The sequence below is a fragment of the Loigolactobacillus rennini DSM 20253 genome, assembly GCF_001436505.1.
GTDB lineage: Bacteria > Bacillota > Bacilli > Lactobacillales > Lactobacillaceae > Loigolactobacillus > Loigolactobacillus rennini.
Window position 1 is genome coordinate 17,625 of record NZ_AYYI01000026.1, and the last position, 19,828, is coordinate 37,452.

Sequence of the window (19,828 nt, forward strand, 5' to 3'; positions counted from 1 at the left end):
ATCAGCTCCTCTTTGTTGTATAGGCTTTATTTAGTTGTTCATAATTAATATCTGTTTTTTCTAATCTGTCAGTTTCATACCCACGGCGTTTTGCTTTTATTTCCCAGGCAAACTTAGCATTAGGAGCACTAGAACAGACAATAAAAGTATTTTTTTCTCTATTAGCAACCCAAAAAAGCGCCTTAGAATAGGGCGTTATAAAAACCTGGTAAGGATAATCAGTATTAATGATTTGTTGGAAAATAGTATCTATTTCAACATTGGCTATTCCGTTAGTATCCGTTTTTGCTTCGCCAATATCACCTAAATAGCTTTCTGTAGTTTCGTAGGCAGGCGTCTCTCTTAGTCCGTCGTTAGTAACGTGTACTGCATTCTTTTTGCCTAAAACATCAAGGTCTCCAAAAATATAAGGATCTCCCGTTATTTTTATACCATCAGCTTTGGATGAAAGGCCTCCCATTCCAAGCGCAACTGCAGCTTTACCACTTTTAGTAGACATTTCAACGCCAGTATTCCCCTGAACTATCATACCAGCGTCTCCTTCTGCCAATACATCGTACATAATTCTTCCAATTTCATTTTTGTTATTAGCCATAAAATTCTGATACCAAACAAATTCTCCGTTTTCAGCCATAAATCCATTATTTGAAATATCTAGACTTTGAAAATAGTTTCGGTCTAGGTCAAATCTAATTCGGCCGTTTGCACTAGTAATATACCCTTTCTTAAATACAACTTGTCCTGTATTTAAGTTCATACTCAAATTAGCTCCACGAAGTGTGCCCGTGGTTATTGTTTTAGCGTTTAAATTAATTATATTTACCTTTGACGCATTTAAAGTTCCGGTTGTAATCTTATCGGCATTTAGAGTTGCAATTGCAGCGTTAGGAATAAAAGCTTTTCCAGAAAAAACGGCCGTGCTAGCGTCTAAATACAATTTATTAGCTGAGACCAGCGCGTGGTCGCTAGTTAAGTCAACCATACTTTGTGAAGCTACTGGCTTAAATGATGTAGCCTTTGTACCTTCTTCAAGTTGCACTTCAGCAAAGTATAGTCCAGCAAATTTTCCGTTAGTTGAGCTGTTATTATCAAAACGTAGATATGCCTCATCAATATCATGAGTTGTAAAAGTAACTTCTACTCGTTCGGCATTCGATGCCGAAAGCCTTTTTTTATTTACAATCAGTTGTATTTTTGCAGGATCGTAATCGATTGTGTTACCGTTTTGTCTCCCTAAAATAAACACATCTATACTAGCCACATTGCTAGCTGCAAAACCTATAAAGCTTAACGTATATTTCTGGTTAGGCTTTATCGCAAAACGTTCTGATTTAGCAAAGTTCTCACTGGTAGTTTCATTTCCCAAGCGGTATAACCTGTAGCCTCCTTTATAAAAATCATGAGAGGCTTCTTTAGCGCCTGACCAGCCGATTTCGGGGACAATATTAGCAGCTGTTAGTGATTTAACGGTCACATTAAAACGGTCATTCAAAGCAGTCAATTGTGTCTGTGTTACCGCATTATTCGCAGTAACTTGAATGCCTTCGACTGTTTGTTCAAGCGATGTAAACTGCGTTTTAGTTGCCATATCTTCGGGCGCAGCTATCCAGTCTTGCGGCAGTTTATTTCCCTGCACTAAAATTATTTCGCCAGCCATAAACTGATCGCCAGGATAAAGCCTAACCCTAAACGTCCCAGTTGCCGCATTGGTATTGGTTGTAAATCGTTGTATATTTTTTGAATAAACGCTAGCATCAGTTTGCAGAACTTTAAAAGCATGGTCGTTTAAAACCTTACCGTTTTTATCTCGTTCTTCTAAATAACTTAAGTAATGATTATAAATTCCACTCCTAGTAATAATTCGTAAAGTGTATTCAGTTTCTGGCTGTAATGAAATTTTTGTGGTATTAATCAAATCACCAATATAATCAGCACCTGTCATTTCTGCATCATTTAGCCCATTAAACATCACAAAACTATTACTATTACGCTTTTCACTTCCAACATAAATAGCTTTTGGATTTGTATTTTCCCAGCCATTTAGCCCATCATTAAACGATCCGTTCGGAATTAAGTTGCGATAGCCAAAATTTAAATTGTCAATTTTATTTTCCACATTACTAACAGTTAAATTAATACTATCTGCTGTTTGCTTAACCTGTGATTGCGTCCAATTCTGAGTGGCGTAACCATTTAACATCCCTTTAACATCATTCTGGCTAACCTTGCTGCTTATTTCGTCTGCTTGTAATTTAATGTCAGCCTGTAAATTATTTACTGTGCCGTCGATGCGGTTAACATCAGTTTTATTGGCCTTTAAATCCAAACTATTATTAACTGTGTCGATTTCAGCAGTTAAGCTTTCATTAATGCTGTCTGCATGTTCAAACGCAGTAACAGCACGTTCTAACGCATTAGCCGCGTCTGTTTTAGCTTTTTCTGCTGCGTCTTTAGCAAAACCAGCGTTAGCCACCGCATTATTTGCATCATTAATCGCCTGCTGAGTCTCTTCTCCCACTTCTTTTACTTTCTGTTTAACTTCTTCGCCAGTACTATCATCAACCAGTAATTTCCAACCAGGTGGGACTGCTTTACCGTCATATTGCCATAGTTCCGTTTTATCGCCGTTTTTCTTGTACCATAAATCTCCATTTACTGGGCTCAATGGTTCGTCAGGACCGTAATAATTTGAGTTTTTACCATCAGCTGATTTAGCCACATGATTTACGTCATTAGTTAGATTATTTAAACCATCATTAACGTTGTTTAACTGATTGTTAAGGCTGGTTGTAGTATCGGTAAAAGCTGGCACATAATTGCCTAGCTCAATTTTTTTGTACTGCTTAGTCAGTGCATCGTACTGGTAACTAATCATCCGTGATATAATATTAAAATCTGGCGTCACTACCGTAACGTAATCCCACGGCAAGGCCTTTTCCAAAGCTTTAAAATCAGCGTACTCTTTCGTGTCAGCTAAATTTTTAAACGTAATTTTAAAATTAGAAGTCGGGATGTCAATTTTATTAACACTGTATTCCCGGCTCGCCGCTGCTCGTAACTGTGCGTAAGCTTGTTCCAACGGCACAGCATCTTCATCTGTTGTTGTCGCTTCAGGGTCAATTGCTTTAACGTCCTTATACTCAATTTTCTTAATCCGAGTAAAAGCATATTTATTCTTTAACGGACTATCAACGTACTTTTCTGGCAACATTAAACCATCATACCCATACGGCATAATCTTTGTAACGACAGTAGAGTAATCTATCTCCGCTTCGTAACCAGTTAAATTTTTACCGTGTTGCACCTTAAAACCTTTATCGTTTCCGCGGACGTCATTAAATAACACAGTAAAGTTATCTCGTTTAATTTCGCCGCCCCAACGCGACAAAAAACTGTTGTCCTGGGATGCATCTAGTAAAGCTTGTACGGCATTTAACCGTACCATTCGCGCATTACGAGCCTGCGTCATGTTAGACATAAACTTAAATCGTGTTGGGTATTGCATTCCGGTATCCATATGATCAAGGGCATCTTGGCCATTTTGTCCAACAATATTGATATCCTCGATAAAATTACCAGCTAAATCATAAAAAATGTGGTAGCAGTTGACTTCTAGATAGCCAATATTTTTCGTCACTTTAATAATGCGAAAAAGCTGGTTGCCGTCTGGCGTTGGTGCCTTAACGATCATGTCGCCATCCAGCAGATTGGCGTATTTCCCGCTACTCAAATAGGCAAAATCAAACTCATAAATCCCGTTCATTTTTTCTTCAACGGTGTTTTCTTTAATATCAGCGTCCAATACTGCCAAACCATTATTATCAAAATTAGTTTCATTTTCCGCATATAACCTAATCACAGATAGCGACACCTCCTTTGTAATTCAACCTTGCTAATCCCACCGTTAAACGTAATCATTGTTTTCCCAGGTTGTAAAACTGGAAAATCTCCCGTCATATAACTGCCTAAATTAGTGGTCGTGTAGTAGCATTCTTTAATTTCAGAGTCCATTAACATATATTCTTTTTGCAGATTTACTGCAATTTTAGTTTTTCCTACCATTAAGGTACCTTTACCACTGCCATAGAGTTTAAAAATTGGCAAACTTTTGTACGTGCCAAAGTTGTTAACTGCCGTTCCACTAGCAGGCGTTAAAATTTCATCTTCTTTGGCATACTCAAATGGATCACAGGTAAAAGCGACTTTAAACTCACCGTATTCTGCGATATCATTTTTAATCCCATCGATTTTCACGCGCTTGATTTTACGGTACACGTCATCGTCAGAAAAATAAAAAGTCCTAGCATTTAATAGCCAGGCTTTAATCTTGCGTAATTGTGGTTTAACGTTAAAACGTTCTAAGATGTTAAACTCGATAGTCTGTTCAACGTCTTTAAAGTATTTAAACCGATTAACACTACCGTCGCGGCCTTCAATATACTCCGATTCATATTCCGGCTCCGGGGCCTCAATGTCAGTACGGTCAACCATGCTTAACAACATATCCTGGTCTTTCATATCATCTATATAGATATTAGTCATTAAGCATTCCCCCTAACGCCAAAATTATTCTTTGCACCTTTACTGCTTAACCATTGATCTGTTTTCTCAAAAATGTTATCAATATCGTGCTCACTGCTGATTTCGTTATTAAACGTAATGTTGTACGTGTTTACTGTTCGACTTTGATTAACCTCATCTGGATTAATGTGAGTACTTCTAAAAATCGCATCACCGATTTCACCTAGAACTGATTTAGTTAACGGCAATGCCGCCTCTGGCCCCGCTTCGCCGACGCCATTATTGCCACCTAATAGAGTTGGCTTGCGGAAAATTCCACCTTTTGCGTACCAATTAACCCTTAAATGCGGCACAGATGGTGGTTTCAAGCTAAAATGACCGCTCAAACTAAAATGCGGCAGCGGCGGCATGTGAATTCTTGGGATACTTAAATGCATGCCACTAAAAAAGCCTTTAATCTGATTTACAATCCCAGAAATAGTACTTTTAGCTGCTTGAATTGGCCGGGTCATCGCACTCTTAATCCCGTTCCAGACACTGGAGGTTACTGACCTAATACCATTCCAAACACTGGTCACTTTGCTTTTCACACCATTTGCAGCCGAAGATGCAACACCTTTAATCCCATTCCAGACACTGGAAACGACTGACTTAATTGCGTTCCAGACAGAACTAGTCACCGATTTAATGCCATTCCAAATCGTCGTTACAACGGATTTTATACCGTTGAAAACTGAACTGGCTTTACCTTTAATTCCATTCCAAATTCCAGTAACCACCGATTTAATTGCGTTCCAAACTGTGGTAGTGACACCTTTAATAGCATTCCAAACTGCGGTAACAACTGACTTTATAGCATTAAACACTGAACTAGCAGCACCTTTAATACTGTTCCAAATGGCGACAACGACACCCTTTATCACGTTCCAGATAGTCGTAGTAACTACTTGAATTCCATTCCAGACAGTTGTGAGAACTGTCTTAAGCGCATTAAAAACGATCATTGCGGTATTTTTAATACCATTCCAAATGGTGATTAAGAAAGTTTTAATGGCATTCCACACCGTTGTGACAACCAATTTAATTCCGTTCCATAAATTAGTGAAAAATATTTTAATTGGTTCCCAAATGGGCTGGACTAATGCAATAATTGTTTGCCAAATAGCTTGTAACCAAGATGATATAAAAAGCCAGACACCTTGAATGACTGATTGAATCGTCATAAAAACAACTTTAAATACGTTCACTAATGTATTCCAAATTGGTGAAGCTACAGCAATAATTCCTTGCCAAATACCACTGATCCATTCTGTGAATCCATTCCACATATTTGCAGCGGTATCTTTTATACCCTGCCACAAATTACTAAAGAACTCTTTTAAACCATTCCAAATGCTTGAAGCAGTTTCTTTAATACCGTTCCATACTCCTGACAAATAATCCTTAATGCTATTCCAAATTTCACTGGTTTTTTCCTTAATTTGTTCCCAATGAGTGACGATATACGCAGTCGCAACACCGATGGCGACCACAACTGCAGTAATCGCGGCTGGAATGGCAACAACTGCAGCACCTGTAGCGCCAATCGCAGCCACAATCGGTCCAAAAACAGTCATTAGCGTACCAATAATTGATAATAATGGCCCAATTGCTGCTACTATGGCTGCTAATGCTATAACGAATTCTTGTGTTTCCGGACTAGCTTCGCTAAATTTCTTAGCTAAATTGGCCACCACCTTTAATACTGGATCCAATGCGTCTAAGGCTGACCCTAAAGCATCCATTAATGGCCCACCAAATTCAATAGCAACGTCAGTTACTTTATTTTTCAAGATTTTCAATTTGCTGCTAAAGGTCTCATACCGTTTTTGAGCTTCCTGTGTGAGCGCGCTATTGTCTTTCCAGCCTTTAGCTGAAATATCCAATGCCTTGGATAAAGTACCGCCAGCCCCAGATAACCGCAACATCGTATCAATTTCTTGCGTAGAATTAATGTCCATGTCTTTTAACATCGATGTAACGTCTTTACCGCTACTTTTGGCTTTGCCTAAGCCTTTAACAAAGGCAACAATCGCCTGCGAAGCGTCATCTTGCCAGGCTTTTTTAAACTGGCTAGCACTCATACCCGACACGCTGGCAAATTTATCTAATGTTTTACCGCCACCAGCTACAGAGGTATTGATTTTTTGCATTACCCGTGACATAGCACCACCACCAGCTTCTGCCTTAATCCCCACAGAACTCATTGCGGCAGCTAGCCCAGTAATTTGGCTTTCGGTTAAGCCCACCTGGTGGCCAGTACCCGCTAACCGTAACGACATATTAACGATATCTGCCTCAGTTGTGGCCATGTTGTTCCCTAGGTTAACAATCGATGATCCTAAACGGTCAAAATTCTTCTGCGGCATGCCCGTGATGTTAGCTAGTTTTGCTAGGGCTTGAGCGGCATCTTCTGAGGACATGTTCGTTGCTTGCCCCATGTCAATCATTGTACGGGTAAACGACATCACATTTTTTGTTTTGATCCCCAATTGACCAGCTGATTCAGCCACTTTAGAAATTTCTGTCGTTGAAGCCGGAATTGATTTAGACATTTTGCGAATACTGTCTTCCAAATCATTATAAGAAATGGTGGTTTTACCATTTGCATCCTTGGCTTCATCAACTGTCTTCTTTACACCAGTAAAAGCAGAATCAAAGTCGCTAGCAGCTTTTACAGATGCAGCCACACCAGCCACAATTGGTGTGGTCACACCAACTGTCATACCGCGGCCAATTGATTTTAACTTGCCACCGGCCCGAGTCATCGATTCGCCAAAGTGTTTTAATTTATTATTTGATTCGGCTAAAGAGTTCGCAAATTCTTGGTGTGACTTTTTCGCGTCTAGTAATTCATTACTTAACTTGTCGACTTCACTAGAATTTTCGCCGTACTCTTGCTTGGCTACGGATAGCTGCTTTTCTAAGTTTTTCACCTGTGCAGCTGTTCCCTGTTCCTGTTTAGCATAATATTGTTTGGCCAACTTTGCCTTGTCAGAGGCCTTAGCATTATTGCCCAGTTGTGCTACTTGTAATTCATATTCTTTACTAAGTCTAGTAGAACTAGATTTTAAATGATCCTGCTCCGTCGCTAACGCTCGCAATTTGCTTTTTCTCGCTTTTGAGGCTTTAGCTGCAGCACTCTCGGCTTGCGTAGCCGACTTTAATTTATTAGTTGTGCCGTCAATTTTATTCTTAAGGAATTCCTCTTGCCGCTGCGCATCTAATAATTTATTCGTCCAGATACGCGTTTCATTAGAATTTTCACCGGTGGTTTGTTTAACTCGTGTTAAGGCATCAGACGTCTGCTTGGTTTTGTTTTGCGCCAATTCATACTGACGATTGAGCTTAGTTAACTCGGCCTCCAGTTTTTGCGATTCAGAAGCTGAGCTCTGCATCTGTTGCTTTTGCAGCCGGAACTGCTTATTCAAGGTGGTCATTGCACGATTATTTTCTGTAATCGCGCTCTTAAACTGCTGGTTAATAATTTTGTACTCTAATTGGATTTCCTTTTTGCCTGCCCTTAGATGACCTCCTTCCTATGAGTTTAAATAATTTTCAATCGCAATTTTATTCCGTGCCAATTTATTCAACTCGGCAATACTCCAGGTTTCTACAATATTTGGTGCTAGCCCAACAAAAAAAACGTAAAAACTATATAAGTCTTCTACATCAGTAATTACAATCCGCGGCTTACGTTTTTTGTCACGATCAGCCGCCTTTATTTTTTTGTTGCACGTTTAAAACCTTGAGCCATTTTGGCATCTGCTTTAGCAGTACCACCGACCATTTCTGTTAGCACTTCACCAAATAAAGCAAAATCCAAGCCGATTTTATCTTCAAATTCAGCTTGGGTCATATTTGTAGTCGGATTAGCATTCAAATAGGCAATCCAAACTGAGTTAATTAAATAAGGTTCCATTTTTTGCGGATCTTTATCTGCATTAATAAAGGCCTCCAATAAAGACGCCGGCAGTAATTTTTGGCGCTGGAACTCACGTAATTTTTTTATTGAAATCCGCGGATTAATCGTTACAGTCGTATCATCGTTAAAGGTTAATTTACGTTTTGTCATTTTTCTGTCCTTTCTAATAGCCGCCTGCTCAGCGCATACTGTGATTTTTTTAAGCGACTGTAAAAAATTAAGAAGCTGGTTTTTCTGTGACAGTAATGTCAGCTGTTTTATCATTGGTTAAGGTAGCAGTACCAGCAGTCACTTTACCGTCAGTAGTCATTAAAGTAATTGCCTTAACCCCAACACCTGCAGCTCCGTCTTTGCCGGCAACACCGGTTGCACCTTTTTCGCCGGGATCGCCTTTATCACCCTTAGCACCAGCATCGCCCTTTGGTCCTTTCAAAGCTGCTAGAAATTCAGCTTCTGTACCTTCATTGCCAGCGTCTAACCAAGTTTGATAAGCCGATTTGCCTGCTGCTCCAGCAGCACCATCCTTGCCGTTAGCCCCTGCTTTACCAGCTGGACCTGCAGGCCCCGTAGATCCGGCCGGGCCAGTTGCGCCTTTTTCTCCGGCAGGCCCTACTTGTTCATTTTTAGCACCAGCTTCTAATTTATTTAACTTAGCGGAGGTAATTACATCGCCTTTTTTCCATGCTGTTGGCTCGTATGCCATAGTCAAAACATCCTTTCTAAATTTTAATCAGATAATTTAGCCTGGTCAGCTAACGCTTTATCAGCCTCAGCCTTTTCTGCAGCTGGATCAGCCAAAGCCAATTCTGGTGTAAATTTAGTTAACCAAGACGTTTTTAATTCGCTATCTTCTAATTCAGACTCCAATGCTTCGTAGTAAAACTTGCTGTTGTCGTCTTTCATCGCGATAAATTCTTGCTCAATTTCTGCAATTTCTTCACCGCCATTTTCCAGTTCCCAAGTTAAACCGTTAGAAAATTGCATATTCGTAAATGCGCGCAACATTTTTACTTGTTCGTCTAAATCTAAAACTTCAAACGTTAAGATTCCACGACCCTGACGGCTAGAAGTACCGTAAGCGTAAACCCCTTGTTTTAATCCATCGGTGGACAAGCCCCAAACTTTACGTAAGTTTTCAACCGGAAAGTGGCCCGTCCATGTGCCCGTAATCTGTGTTGGAATGTCAACGTGACGTACTTCATCACCTTCGCATTTTTTCACAACACTTTTTAATTCTGTTTCTAATTCAAGTTTTCCTGTACACCCCAGTGGTACACCAGGCGCATATTCTTTACCATCAAACCATTGGATTGAGGCACTTGTTACCTTATATTCGTCAAAGGTTGTTTGTGTTTCTACCAATTCTATTCCTCCTTTATAATTCAGCCGCTTCTGCTAAGGCTGTCATTAGATCGTTAAAAATTCGCGTCGATGCTTGTTCACCGCCACGTTCAAAAAATTCCTGTGCGATATAGTTATGTGGTCCAATACCATCGTTTGGAAAGACTAAATAGCCAAAGCTATTCTTGTTACTAGCAGCACCACCACGAGGGTAAACTTTAAATCCGAGATTCATTAAATCTCCCTTTAATGGATTAGACGTTTTAGCATGGCGTTTATTGCGATCAGATACTGGAATAAATCCAGTTATTGCCTGTATCGCCGTATTAATACCAGTCGTTCTTAAAACATTATTGACAGCTTTTTCTGCTTTGTCGGGCACTTTAGCCATAGCGCGCTGCACTTCTTGTGACTTTTTAAATTTTAAAAAGAACTCAACAGCCATTACTATTCACGCACCTTTATCACATGCACAAAATTCAACGTGATCATTTTTGCCCGCTGGTTGGTATCCGCAAACTCACCTTCATCGATTTCGCTACCCGTAAAACGCAATCCTGCTAACCGTAATTGCTCAGCTAGGGCTAAAATATCCAATTGCTCTTGCTTACGTGTTAAAAAAGCTAGTGTAAAAGTTTTTAAATACTGGTTATGCGCCGTAGCCGGTCTAATTTCACCCTCTTGCGAGTAAACAAAAAAAGACGGATTTTTGATGATCTCGTCTTTTTCCAGGTTAGTATCAAAAAGTGGCCACGTTTGGCTACTCATGATTTCAATAAATTTATTCAATTTAAATTGGTCAATAAAGTGCATTTAAAGCCCCCTTTTTAACTAGATACCAAAACATTGTTCTGCGGTCATTGCTGGGATCGATTGCGGTAATTTCATAATAATCACCATTAATAACAGCCTTATGACTTTCTTTGTCGATACTATTATAATAGTAGGTTTCGATTTTTAAGTTAGCCATACTATCTTTGGCAACCTTAAAATAATCCTGGTCTTCCACTCGGATTTGCCGATAATTAAAAAATAACAATCCTGCCTCGTTAAATTCAAAACCTATTTTTTCGCGATTAGCATTACGTTTGGTTTCAATAGTACCGAAATGGACTACACCTTGGTTAAAATTAGTCAGTCTATGTTGCACTAGCACCACCTCGCCGTCTAATACCATTCGCAATCTGCAAGGACAAAATGTCAGAGCGATAATCAGCCTCAAATGCCTGGCGGTAACCATCCCAATCATACCGGCAATAATTTAGCAATAAATCTTTAGCTTTGATTCCCACTAAATTCGACTCGCTGAAATCTAACGGCCCTACGCGGTCAACGATAAATGCCATTCCAGCCTTAAGTGAGTTTTCCAGCATTGGGTCGCGTTCATCAAACGTGATCATTAATTGGCTTTTAGTCTCTGCTAATAATTCAGGGCTAACTGTAAAATTCATTCAGTCACCGCCTTATACTATTTAGTCAATTTAGCGCCACTAGCTTTTGCACTATCAGCTTTTGGTTCATCATTATCATTAGCTACATCTTCGGTAACATCGCCAAAACGTCCCGGCCGTTTAACGTCAGAATCACCTTCTAGAGCCGGAATTTCGGCACCAGACATGCTAGAAATATCTGCAACAAAAAAGGCATTCTCGTTTTTAGCCACACCCATGCCGAAAAACTTAGCAATGAATAAATTCATGTCTTCGATGGCTAAACTTTGGTCATAATTGTTCAATTCCATCTGGCCGCTGACACCTAAGGCATAGTTTTTCAAAACGCCAAAAATGATACGGTCTTCTGGGACTGCGTAAGACTGGACAATTGTATCGCCAGTTGGTAACGTGATTAAATGCCAATTGTTATCAGCATCTCCAACCGCTAATTGTGGGAATAATTTAGACCAATAGCTCATCGGATTAACAATGGCAGCAATCTGACCATTAGCCGTTTTGGCTTTAGTTAAAGCTGCATGAATGCCTGCTAATGACATTGGCTGTAAATCAGCTAATTCAATTGTTGGTTTGTCTGGGTAAACGCCGTCCACAGAACCACTTAATTTTTTAATCATCCCAATTGGCATGTCCTTACCAGTTCCGGCAACCACAGCCGATTCTAATGTTGCCGCCATAGTTTCTTCCAAAAATGTCACCACATAGGTTGCTAAAAATGTAGGTCCCAGTTGGAAAAAGCCTTTCGGTACTGCCATAAATCCGCTTAATTTGCTGGATTCTAAAGATAAAGTCTTAAAGCCATCTTCTAAAATTTGTTTAATGTTGCTTGGAACCTTACCCCAGAACGCTGTCTGCTTGGTTGGATCCGCATAAATTAGCTTCATCAAAGCCGACACTGTTTGAGTATCGACCATGCTTAACAATGGATGTTCTTCTTGGATCCGCGATAAAACATCTTCCACAATTGTTTCGGGTAATGTTTCTTCCAAGTTGTCAAAAGATTGTTTTTTGGCCGCTTCCGCGAAAAATTTACGTTCATTTGTTGTCATTGGTCGCCGAACACCGCGGGCCTCTAAGATTTTGCTATCGGTCATTTCATTAGCCATACCATGCATTGTTTCCCGTGCCTGCTCACCAATCGAGTTCTGCAAGGATTCGGCAAACTCATTAAAAGCTTCACCTTGTTGTTTTTCATTACCATCGCGCATAGAATTAAACATTTTAATTCGCGCGGCTTTAACTTGTTCTGTATTTAAATCTAAATTTTTCATTACTCCGCCTCCTTGGCTAAATTAATTAATTTTTCAGCAATCGTTGGTTGTCTTTTATGCTTAGTAACCACTTTTGCTGCGATTTTTCCATGATATTTTGCAATTAATTTTTCTTTGATGTTAGCTACCGATTTAGGCTCTTCAGGTTCCTTCGGTTCTTGTGGCTCTTGTGGTTCTTGTGGCTCCACATATTCAATCACCTCATCGGCTAAACCTAAAGCCACAGCTTCATCTGTATTCAAAAAAGTTCCTGCATCTAATAATGCTGTCAATTCATCTTCAGTACCCGTAAAACGGGTCATGTAAGTCAATACCAACGATTTGTCCATTTTATTTAAATCAGCAACAGCACTTTCTAAATCAGACGCGTCACCGTAAATCATTGTTGCTGCATGGTGTACCATCAATTGCGAATTCTCAGGCATATAAATTTTGTCACCGGCCATCGCAACAATTGACGCTGCACTTGCTGCTAACGCATCGATGTAAATATTAATAGTTTTGTTAGATTGCTTTAACGCGTTATAGATACCAATTCCTTCAAATGCATCGCCGCCATATGAGTTAATGTGGACATCAATCTCATCAGCAGTAATTTCCTTCAATGCCTGGTTGACAGCCTTAGTCGTGACTGATTGTTCCTCGTCATCCCAGTAGGTAGCACCAATAAAACCATACAAATTCATCCGTGCCGGTTTGCTTTTTTCCTCAACAACATTAAATATTGTCTTGATTTTCTTATTCGGCATTTTTGTCGTCATCCACTTCACCTCCTTTCAAAGCATCTTCGATTAAGGCATAATTCTTACTCATGATATGCTTATCCGCCCAATCTTCGTCTAATGGTTCTTGGTCTAAATAACGTAAGATGTCGTTTAATGACCAAGCCCCAATCCGGCTTAACAACTCAGCAGAAGTAGCTAATTTCGTAATATCGTAATTACGAATGTGATCAGTTTTAACCTTACAATAGGTATGCTTTAAAACCTGATTGCGACCGTATAGCTTACGATTAATTTCATCTGCTATCTGTTCTGCTAGTGGATTAATACAAAATGAAATAAAATTGTCCGTCATGCTGTCCGCGTCTGCGGTATCACCTTTTAGCAAGCCTCGTGGAATAGCAAAAGCATCCGCTGCCATATTAACAATGTCATCGACCATGGCTGCGATGTCACGGGTGGTCTTATTGGCAGCAGAACCAGAAGTCTTACTATTGCCCGCTGCGTTTAAATCGTTCAATTCTAGACCGGCTTCAATCGGTGTCACGCTGTCTTTTTCTTCAAAAATCGGCTTCAACCGGTTTTCAAACATGTCATCGATGATAAAATCATATTCGGTTTGTTCAATTCCATCTTTAATGACCGGCTGCCCATTTTCATCCGTGATTTTTTTCTGCTTGTATTGGTCAAACGTAGTGTCAATCTGCAACGCAAATTTTAAAGCGTTACTACGATTATAATTACGAATTGCGCCACCTAGAAATGTGCCGTATTCACGGTAAATGTCGTCAAAAATTCGTTTTACCTTAGAATTATTCAATTTAAAATGGAAAACATCTTTTTCCAGATAAGATTCACGCAACATATAATTACTAATCATAATGTGTTTATAAACATTAGGCTTAAAGGCATATTCCTTTAACGTATAAGCATCGGCTACCAACAATTCGCCACTAATTTTTGACTGTATCACCAACGCTCCGTCCTCATTCATCACCATCTGGTAAACTACCTTGTTCCAAAAATCAGCAGCATTTTGGTTTTGATTCGGCTCTACGTTGAGTTGATACCAAACTTTACCTTGTTTCGCCTTGCCATGGTCAAATGTTAAAAAATCACTTTTAACTAAAGCATTGGCAATGCGATTAATACAAAGTTGGATTGCATAGTACTTAAAAGCTGTATTAGCTTGTTTGCCGTGGATAAAATCTTCAAACAGTTTGTATTGGTGCTGTCTCAGTTCTAAAGCCTGTTTATTTTCGTTCACTCGGATTGGTTCCGATTTTGATTTAAATAAATCTAAAAAGCCCAATTTTTCACCTCCTACTAGAATGTTACTGTTCGCAAACCTCGATGATAGGTAGCTGTTGGCTTATTTAATATTGACTGAAATTGATAAGCGTTTAAAAAAGCAAAAAAGCCGTCAGTTTTACGTAACTTCGGCTCAATTTTGCTATATTCAATATTTTGGCGTGCATCGCGGTCTTTGTACGTATTATTCGTATACCATCGCATCATAAAATCATCGTCACAGTAAACTAAATTGTGATAAGCAAATAAATCATCAATGTTATTTTCCAACTCAGTATGGGTTTTAATTCCAGTTCTGGCCTGCAGTAAGTCGCCAAACCCATTATTCGTAAATTCTTGTTGTAAATAATTCCGCCGAAAGCTATCGGCAGCGACACCTTTGATGTCATAATAGGCAGCTTGTTTTAACACCCAGTCCACAATGTATTTCGGCTGATTAGTTTCATCATTAATTACTTCTGCCAAACCGCGTTTAAACGCGACTTCCAGTGGCACTTTGTAGTGCCGACCTTGCAAGGCTTTGTAATTGATTAAAGTGTGGTGTTTCCAGTAATACTTTTTTCCAATTTTGAACAACAATCCTAAACCGCAAAAATCCATCGTATCCGCATAGTCAATTCCAACAACACACGGCTGGCCTCGTAAATCCGGAGTTTCTTGGTTGGTTGCTTTAATCGCTGGCCACTCTGCTACCGGGCTGCTAGCTTTCATTGCCGGAATGTTCATTCGTTTAGTCATAAATTCAATTCGTGATTGTTCCCGATCTTGCGCTTTTTCAAACTCAGATTCCATTTCATGCTGTAAGTTCGGGAAATACGTTAACGACGGGTTAGCTTTTTGCCACATTTTTTTATCTTGCCACTCAGCAGCATCGTCTAGCTTACAAATAAACGGTAAAGTCCTACGATTAGGCCGTTCACCAGCTAAAATCATTTTTGCTTCTTCTTTTAATTGATCTAAAAAACCATCGCGATTATAACCGTCAGTAGTCATGTAAAAACGCCGCGGATGTGGCTTTTTACCTAATCCCGATGTAAAAACATTAATTGAATCTTCATCCTTATAGGCATGTATTTCATCAAAAAAGACAGCACCTGGCCGGCCACCGTCTTTAGTGTTCGCATTATTCGTGCGGTATTTAATTTTTGAATTGGTTTTCCGAAAGGTAATTTGTTTCTTCGTCCATTTAAAAAACCGCTTATAGTATTTTTCGCGGGATTCCAACAAATCATGAAGTTCATTAAAAGACGTTGTCGCCTGTTCTTCAGAGGTAGCCACAATGTCAATGTCATAATTGCGAATGTTCTCAATAGAGGCTAATTCCCACTCTTCGTAGGCCATATATCCTGTTTTACCGCCGCCACGGCCCATCATGACTAGAATTTCGTCAAACATTAGCGATCCATCATCATAATAGGCTCCGTGGACTAGTGCGGTCAGAAATTTTTCCCATGGGAGCAGCGGCCACGGAAAGTGTTTTTCTGCATTTGATAGAACCGTGTCTATTTGATCACGTTTTAAAATAGCATGAGGATCGTTTAATTTACTCTGGACGAATTTCATCAGCTGCTTTTGTTCTTGACAAGCTAAGATATTACCATCTAGGACGCCATTCATATACTCATCAATTGCCGGATGATAATGAACTTTAGAAGTCATCTTCATCATCACCCGCTTCAGTCGTTTCAATATGCAGCTGCTGCAAAATCTTTAACATTTGCGCATTGACTTTAACTAATTCAGACACCGAATCATTTTTCTTGTAGCCCTTTTGCGTCGCCGAGTTCTGCCATTCAACCGAAACCCCACGGGCCTTAATATCTGCTACTAACTCATTCTTAATGTCATAAAAATTCAAATAATCATTAATCAAATCTTTAAAGTGTTCAGCATCAGCGCTCATATTAGTCAATTGGTTTAACAGCGATGTTTTAATTTTTTCTTTATGCGTCGCCATGATGTATTCACCCCCTTCACACGAAAGTTAATAAAAATATTTAGTCCAGACCCCTTCCCGTTGTTTGTTTCCCCGAGGGATTTGCCATTTGGTTTTGCCGGGGGGGGAGCTACCAGCGCTCAGCATTTGTAAATTTAGGTGTGTTGAATTGCGCTAGCTTTTCTGGATGCTTAGCATTGTGATCAGCCCGGCAAATTGTTTCTAAATTATTTAAATCCAAGGCTAGCTCGGGTTTAGCTTTAACATGTTGAATGTGATGGACTGTTGTTGCGTGTGTGTGTTTACCTCTAGCCTTGCAGACCTGGCACTCATAGTGGTCTAGCCTAAGTCGTTGTTGTCTTGCTTTGTACCATGGTTGTGAGTGATAGAACTTGATCAGCTCATTATCCTTGATCCATTGCTGTAGTTGCCGTAGGAATACTGGTGTCATCGTCATAGGTTCTTGGCATACTCTCTGGCCCACACATTGATCAACTCAGTCACAGCATCAATGCTTAGCTTACTAGGCTCAATGCCTAAGGCCTGTAGTTGCTTGGCATTGTGTGGCATCAACATTAAGTTGCGCATGATGGCAACCATCAATGCTGCTGCCTGTTCATTACTTACTTGATTAATGGTTAGTGCGTCGATGAAAGCCTGCTGGATATCATCTAATGATTGTTTGTGCTCTTTGAGATACTGATCAATCTTTTGCTTCTGGAATCGATTCACACGATCACTCCTTTATATTTCAGCTGCCAGAATCGAACTGGCTTACCTGGCTAAGGAAACCAGTAAGATCCAACCTCCCAGCTGATTGATGGTATAACAAAGACCTCAGCCAAATCAGACTGAGGTCAAAGGTAAATTAACAATTCACATTTAATTATTTTATTCTACACTATCATAGTACCATGCACAGAGTTGCATATGGTTGCGGATTTGTTGCATAGATGTTAAGCGATCCACTCTTTCAGAAAGTCACGCAATCCTGCCACCCCAAATAGCATCACTGATAAATCTTGAATGGCCTTAGCGCGCTCACGGCTAATCGTACTTTTGTCTACATGCCACTTATTACTTAAGGCATGCATGCCCAGTCGCCGCTCATTAAAATAACTATCCTGCAATATCCACCAACGCCGCTTGTCACTCGGCCCACCGCCCAGGCAGACTTGCTGGTAAGCCTCTAGAATCATATCTACATAAGCCATTAAATGTTTTGTTTTAACATTATATTTAGTCAGCTCATGATCGCTAATTTTAACACCAGTTACCATTTCATACTCATCGTCGCTGACAAACTTCTCTGGTTGCGACGCAACATGGGCCTTTAGCTTAGGATATTCTTTTACTAATATTTGAGTGTTACGCAAGCGGTAATCTTTCTCAGACTTAACCCGCTTCCGTTTCTCCCGGTCTAAATACTTAATCACTTCTGTGGTAATCAAGCGCATTTGTTCTTGTGATAATTTCTCCACTCAATCACCCCCAATAATTGCTAAGGCATCATCTACTGACCTAGCAACGCCATATAGTACTGGCCATTTTTCAATTGCCTTAGCAAACTGCTTTTGTTCAGTACGCAATTTACCCGTCTCATTTTTACATTCAATAAAAAATATTTTGCCATCTGATTTGCGAAACCCGAATAAATCAGGAAATCCTTTTGGTAAGCCAGTGTCAAACCAACCGCCATTATCCATTCTAACTTTGCCTACATTGGCGCGGAATATCATATGGCCTGCCATAGATACCCCCACCCGTATATCATTTTGGATTTTATGCTCTGAAGTCATAATTTATTGGAAGATTTACACGTGATTTATAGATAAATATTTGAGCTCCTAGTTACTTCCCCAAGGGGTTAGGACCAAATTTACAGATTTACACTTCTTTTTAACTTCCCTATGCATTATATTGCTATATATAATATATATATTTTATATTAATAATAGTGTAGTAGTGTAAACCAATTGGCTATAAGCATTGATATTATAGGAACATTAACAGGTTACACTTATCTGAGATAACTCAAAACTACCTATAAACACTGTAAATTCATTTCCGCCGATACCCCCTTCTAGCAATATTACCGTCTTTTTTAAAGCCTCGCCCCCATTTAGGATGATTATCCATCACATACTTAATCTTTTGGGCTAATTTACGATTAGCAATTAAATTTTTCTCACCTAACTGGATCGCAATATCTGCACTGGTAATAAAATCGTTAGGCCAGGTAATTAAACACTGGTCAATTTCTTCTTCTACTGCATCGACGTACATAAACTCAGTGCGGTTAGTTTCCAGCATTTTTTCTTGTACTTTTGTCAGTCCAAAATTAAAACCTGCTTTATAATAACTAACAAACTCGCCCCACAGCTGATCAATTGTTTCTTGGTCTAAATCTGTTACTGGATGCAGGATTTGACGTTCTTTATTGACTAAATTCGGTAAAAAACGCCGCTCGCCAGTTTTATCTTTTAAATAGGTAACTTCATTTGTTGTTCTAGCCATCACAAAGCTTTTAGGGCGCCGTTCGCTGTGACGACCATACGATCGACGAAATTCTAAGATTTCTGCACTAATAAATTTTTTCAATGACTCAAAATCGCTGTTATTGCTAGCAGTCATCTCATCATCATTAACAATTAAAGCTCGCAACATATTGGCATAGCTATCTTTGTCTTTAAAGTCCGTAAATTGATCGGTGTACCAGCCATTAGCCATTTTCTTCAACAAAGTGGTTTTGCCAGCGCCTTGACCACCAACCAAATCGAAAACATAATCAAACTTAAAAATAGGCTGATAAACTTTCGCTACTGCGCCAACAAAAAACAAATTCGTTTGTAAAGTTGTGGTTTCACTTTTTGCAACGCCTAAAAAAGTGGGTAAAAAATCAGCTGCTCGAATTTCATGATCCCAATTTTTGTAGGCTTTTTCCAAGTAATCTTTTACTGGATTAAAGCTATTGGCATGCGCTTCATTCGTTAATGCTAATTCAAAAATCTTCTGTGGGAACAATACTTCATATTTCTCTTCAATGTAGCCCAAAACTGCTGCTGTGTAGTCATCGCGCATTTCGCCTTTTTTGATATGCAAATTTTTAACGTCTTTTATGACCACAATTTCGTGCGTAAATTCGTTGTAGGCAAAAGTGTGAGCTAAAACTGGATCACGTGCTAAAACTAACTTAATATTTTTAATACTATTTGTTCTAACGTTACCGTTTTGGTTCAAAATGAAATTAATTGGCATTTTAACCACAGTATCACTTTGCATTTTCTCCAGCCGTTGCATTTCTTTATCCA

General features: G+C 39.4%; 20 protein-coding genes. All 20 read right to left on the reverse strand.

Features of this window, described 5'->3' with window-relative positions; genetic code table 11:
- Position 1: 1 nt before the first annotated feature.
- The 20 genes from FC24_RS04185 to FC24_RS04280 all read right to left on the reverse strand — a co-directional run bounded on the left by FC24_RS04185 (position 2) and on the right by FC24_RS04280 (position 19,817).
- Positions 2-3,859 carry a phage tail spike protein gene (locus FC24_RS04185; RefSeq protein WP_057873626.1) on the reverse strand — a complete coding sequence of 1,286 codons (3,858 nt, stop codon included), beginning with the start codon at positions 3,857-3,859 and terminating at the stop codon, positions 2-4.
- Positions 3,856-4,542, reverse strand: coding sequence for a phage tail domain-containing protein (locus tag FC24_RS04190; protein WP_057873627.1), 687 nt, complete (start codon positions 4,540-4,542; stop codon positions 3,856-3,858). The genes FC24_RS04185 and FC24_RS04190 overlap by 4 nt, the downstream gene beginning before the upstream one ends.
- On the reverse strand, positions 4,542-8,000 hold the full coding sequence (locus FC24_RS04195; protein WP_057873628.1) for a phage tail tape measure protein: 3,459 nt from the start codon (positions 7,998-8,000) through the stop codon (positions 4,542-4,544). Before FC24_RS04195 ends, FC24_RS04190 begins: the two co-directional genes overlap by 1 nt.
- 281 nt (positions 8,001-8,281) lie before the next feature.
- On the reverse strand, positions 8,282-8,635 hold the full coding sequence (locus tag FC24_RS04200; protein WP_057873629.1) for a hypothetical protein: 354 nt from the start codon (positions 8,633-8,635) through the stop codon (positions 8,282-8,284).
- A 67-nt stretch (positions 8,636-8,702) separates the two neighbouring features.
- Positions 8,703-9,188: a collagen-like protein gene (locus FC24_RS11885; protein WP_057873630.1), complete on the reverse strand. Its 486-nt coding sequence runs from the start codon at positions 9,186-9,188 to the stop codon at positions 8,703-8,705.
- A gap of 23 nt (positions 9,189-9,211) precedes the next feature.
- Positions 9,212-9,847 carry a hypothetical protein gene (locus tag FC24_RS04210; RefSeq protein WP_057873631.1) on the reverse strand — a complete coding sequence of 212 codons (636 nt, stop codon included), beginning with the start codon at positions 9,845-9,847 and terminating at the stop codon, positions 9,212-9,214.
- Positions 9,848-9,860: 13 nt separating this feature from the next.
- Positions 9,861-10,271 (reverse strand): hypothetical protein, encoded by a 411-nt coding sequence (locus tag FC24_RS04215; RefSeq protein ID WP_202813605.1) that lies wholly within the window; start codon positions 10,269-10,271, stop codon positions 9,861-9,863.
- A gap of 2 nt (positions 10,272-10,273) precedes the next feature.
- Positions 10,274-10,639 (reverse strand): hypothetical protein, encoded by a 366-nt coding sequence (locus FC24_RS04220; protein ID WP_057873632.1) that lies wholly within the window; start codon positions 10,637-10,639, stop codon positions 10,274-10,276.
- Positions 10,626-10,976: a hypothetical protein gene (locus FC24_RS04225; protein ID WP_057873633.1), complete on the reverse strand. Its 351-nt coding sequence runs from the start codon at positions 10,974-10,976 to the stop codon at positions 10,626-10,628. The genes FC24_RS04220 and FC24_RS04225 overlap by 14 nt, the downstream gene beginning before the upstream one ends.
- The gene (locus FC24_RS04230; protein ID WP_057873634.1) at positions 10,966-11,277 is read right to left on the reverse strand and encodes a hypothetical protein; all 312 of its coding nucleotides are present in this window, start codon (positions 11,275-11,277) and stop codon (positions 10,966-10,968) included. The genes FC24_RS04225 and FC24_RS04230 overlap by 11 nt, the downstream gene beginning before the upstream one ends.
- A gap of 17 nt (positions 11,278-11,294) precedes the next feature.
- Positions 11,295-12,548, reverse strand: coding sequence for a phage major capsid protein (locus FC24_RS04235; RefSeq protein WP_083485623.1), 1,254 nt, complete (start codon positions 12,546-12,548; stop codon positions 11,295-11,297).
- Positions 12,548-13,309 carry a head maturation protease, ClpP-related gene (locus FC24_RS04240; RefSeq protein WP_057873635.1) on the reverse strand — a complete coding sequence of 254 codons (762 nt, stop codon included), beginning with the start codon at positions 13,307-13,309 and terminating at the stop codon, positions 12,548-12,550. The genes FC24_RS04235 and FC24_RS04240 overlap by 1 nt, the downstream gene beginning before the upstream one ends.
- A complete protein-coding gene (locus tag FC24_RS04245; protein WP_057873636.1) occupies positions 13,287-14,582 on the reverse strand; it encodes a phage portal protein in 1,296 nt (431 codons plus the stop codon). Before FC24_RS04245 ends, FC24_RS04240 begins: the two co-directional genes overlap by 23 nt.
- 14 nt (positions 14,583-14,596) lie before the next feature.
- Entirely contained in the window at positions 14,597-16,270 is a 1,674-nt protein-coding gene (locus FC24_RS04250) for a terminase large subunit domain-containing protein (protein WP_157059078.1), read from the reverse strand.
- Complete coding sequence (locus FC24_RS04255) at positions 16,230-16,538, reverse strand: P27 family phage terminase small subunit (protein WP_057873638.1); 309 nt, start codon at positions 16,536-16,538, stop codon at positions 16,230-16,232. The genes FC24_RS04250 and FC24_RS04255 overlap by 41 nt, the downstream gene beginning before the upstream one ends.
- A 109-nt stretch (positions 16,539-16,647) precedes the next feature.
- On the reverse strand, positions 16,648-16,974 hold the full coding sequence (locus FC24_RS04260) for an HNH endonuclease signature motif containing protein (protein WP_083485626.1): 327 nt from the start codon (positions 16,972-16,974) through the stop codon (positions 16,648-16,650).
- Positions 16,971-17,249: a hypothetical protein gene (locus FC24_RS04265; RefSeq protein WP_057873640.1), complete on the reverse strand. Its 279-nt coding sequence runs from the start codon at positions 17,247-17,249 to the stop codon at positions 16,971-16,973. Before FC24_RS04265 ends, FC24_RS04260 begins: the two co-directional genes overlap by 4 nt.
- A gap of 224 nt (positions 17,250-17,473) precedes the next feature.
- Positions 17,474-17,998, reverse strand: a complete 525-nt coding sequence (locus FC24_RS04270) for a hypothetical protein (protein ID WP_057873641.1) — start codon at positions 17,996-17,998, stop codon at positions 17,474-17,476.
- Complete coding sequence (locus tag FC24_RS04275; RefSeq protein WP_057873642.1) at positions 17,999-18,316, reverse strand: VRR-NUC domain-containing protein; 318 nt, start codon at positions 18,314-18,316, stop codon at positions 17,999-18,001.
- 262 nt (positions 18,317-18,578) lie between these two features.
- Positions 18,579-19,817: a virulence-associated E family protein gene (locus FC24_RS04280; RefSeq protein ID WP_083485629.1), complete on the reverse strand. Its 1,239-nt coding sequence runs from the start codon at positions 19,815-19,817 to the stop codon at positions 18,579-18,581.
- Positions 19,818-19,828: the final 11 nt, after the last annotated feature.

Coding starts and splice junctions, on each gene's coding strand:
- FC24_RS04190 (WP_057873627.1), bottom strand. CDS start 4,542: ATGACTAATATCTATATAGATGATATGAAAGACCAGGATATGTTGTTA.
- FC24_RS04195 (WP_057873628.1), bottom strand. CDS start 8,000: ATGACCACCTTGAATAAGCAGTTCCGGCTGCAAAAGCAACAGATGCAG.
- FC24_RS04200 (WP_057873629.1), bottom strand. CDS start 8,635: ATGACAAAACGTAAATTAACCTTTAACGATGATACGACTGTAACGATT.
- FC24_RS11885 (WP_057873630.1), bottom strand. CDS start 9,188: ATGGCATACGAGCCAACAGCATGGAAAAAAGGCGATGTAATTACCTCC.
- FC24_RS04215 (WP_202813605.1), bottom strand. CDS start 10,271: ATGGCTGTTGAGTTCTTTTTAAAATTTAAAAAGTCACAAGAAGTGCAG.
- FC24_RS04220 (WP_057873632.1), bottom strand. CDS start 10,639: ATGCACTTTATTGACCAATTTAAATTGAATAAATTTATTGAAATCATG.
- FC24_RS04230 (WP_057873634.1), bottom strand. CDS start 11,277: ATGAATTTTACAGTTAGCCCTGAATTATTAGCAGAGACTAAAAGCCAA.
- FC24_RS04235 (WP_083485623.1), bottom strand. CDS start 12,548: ATGAAAAATTTAGATTTAAATACAGAACAAGTTAAAGCCGCGCGAATT.
- FC24_RS04240 (WP_057873635.1), bottom strand. CDS start 13,309: ATGACGACAAAAATGCCGAATAAGAAAATCAAGACAATATTTAATGTT.
- FC24_RS04255 (WP_057873638.1), bottom strand. CDS start 16,538: ATGGCGACGCATAAAGAAAAAATTAAAACATCGCTGTTAAACCAATTG.
- FC24_RS04260 (WP_083485626.1), bottom strand. CDS start 16,974: ATGACGATGACACCAGTATTCCTACGGCAACTACAGCAATGGATCAAG.
- FC24_RS04275 (WP_057873642.1), bottom strand. CDS start 18,316: ATGACTTCAGAGCATAAAATCCAAAATGATATACGGGTGGGGGTATCT.
- FC24_RS04280 (WP_083485629.1), bottom strand. CDS start 19,817: ATGCAACGGCTGGAGAAAATGCAAAGTGATACTGTGGTTAAAATGCCA.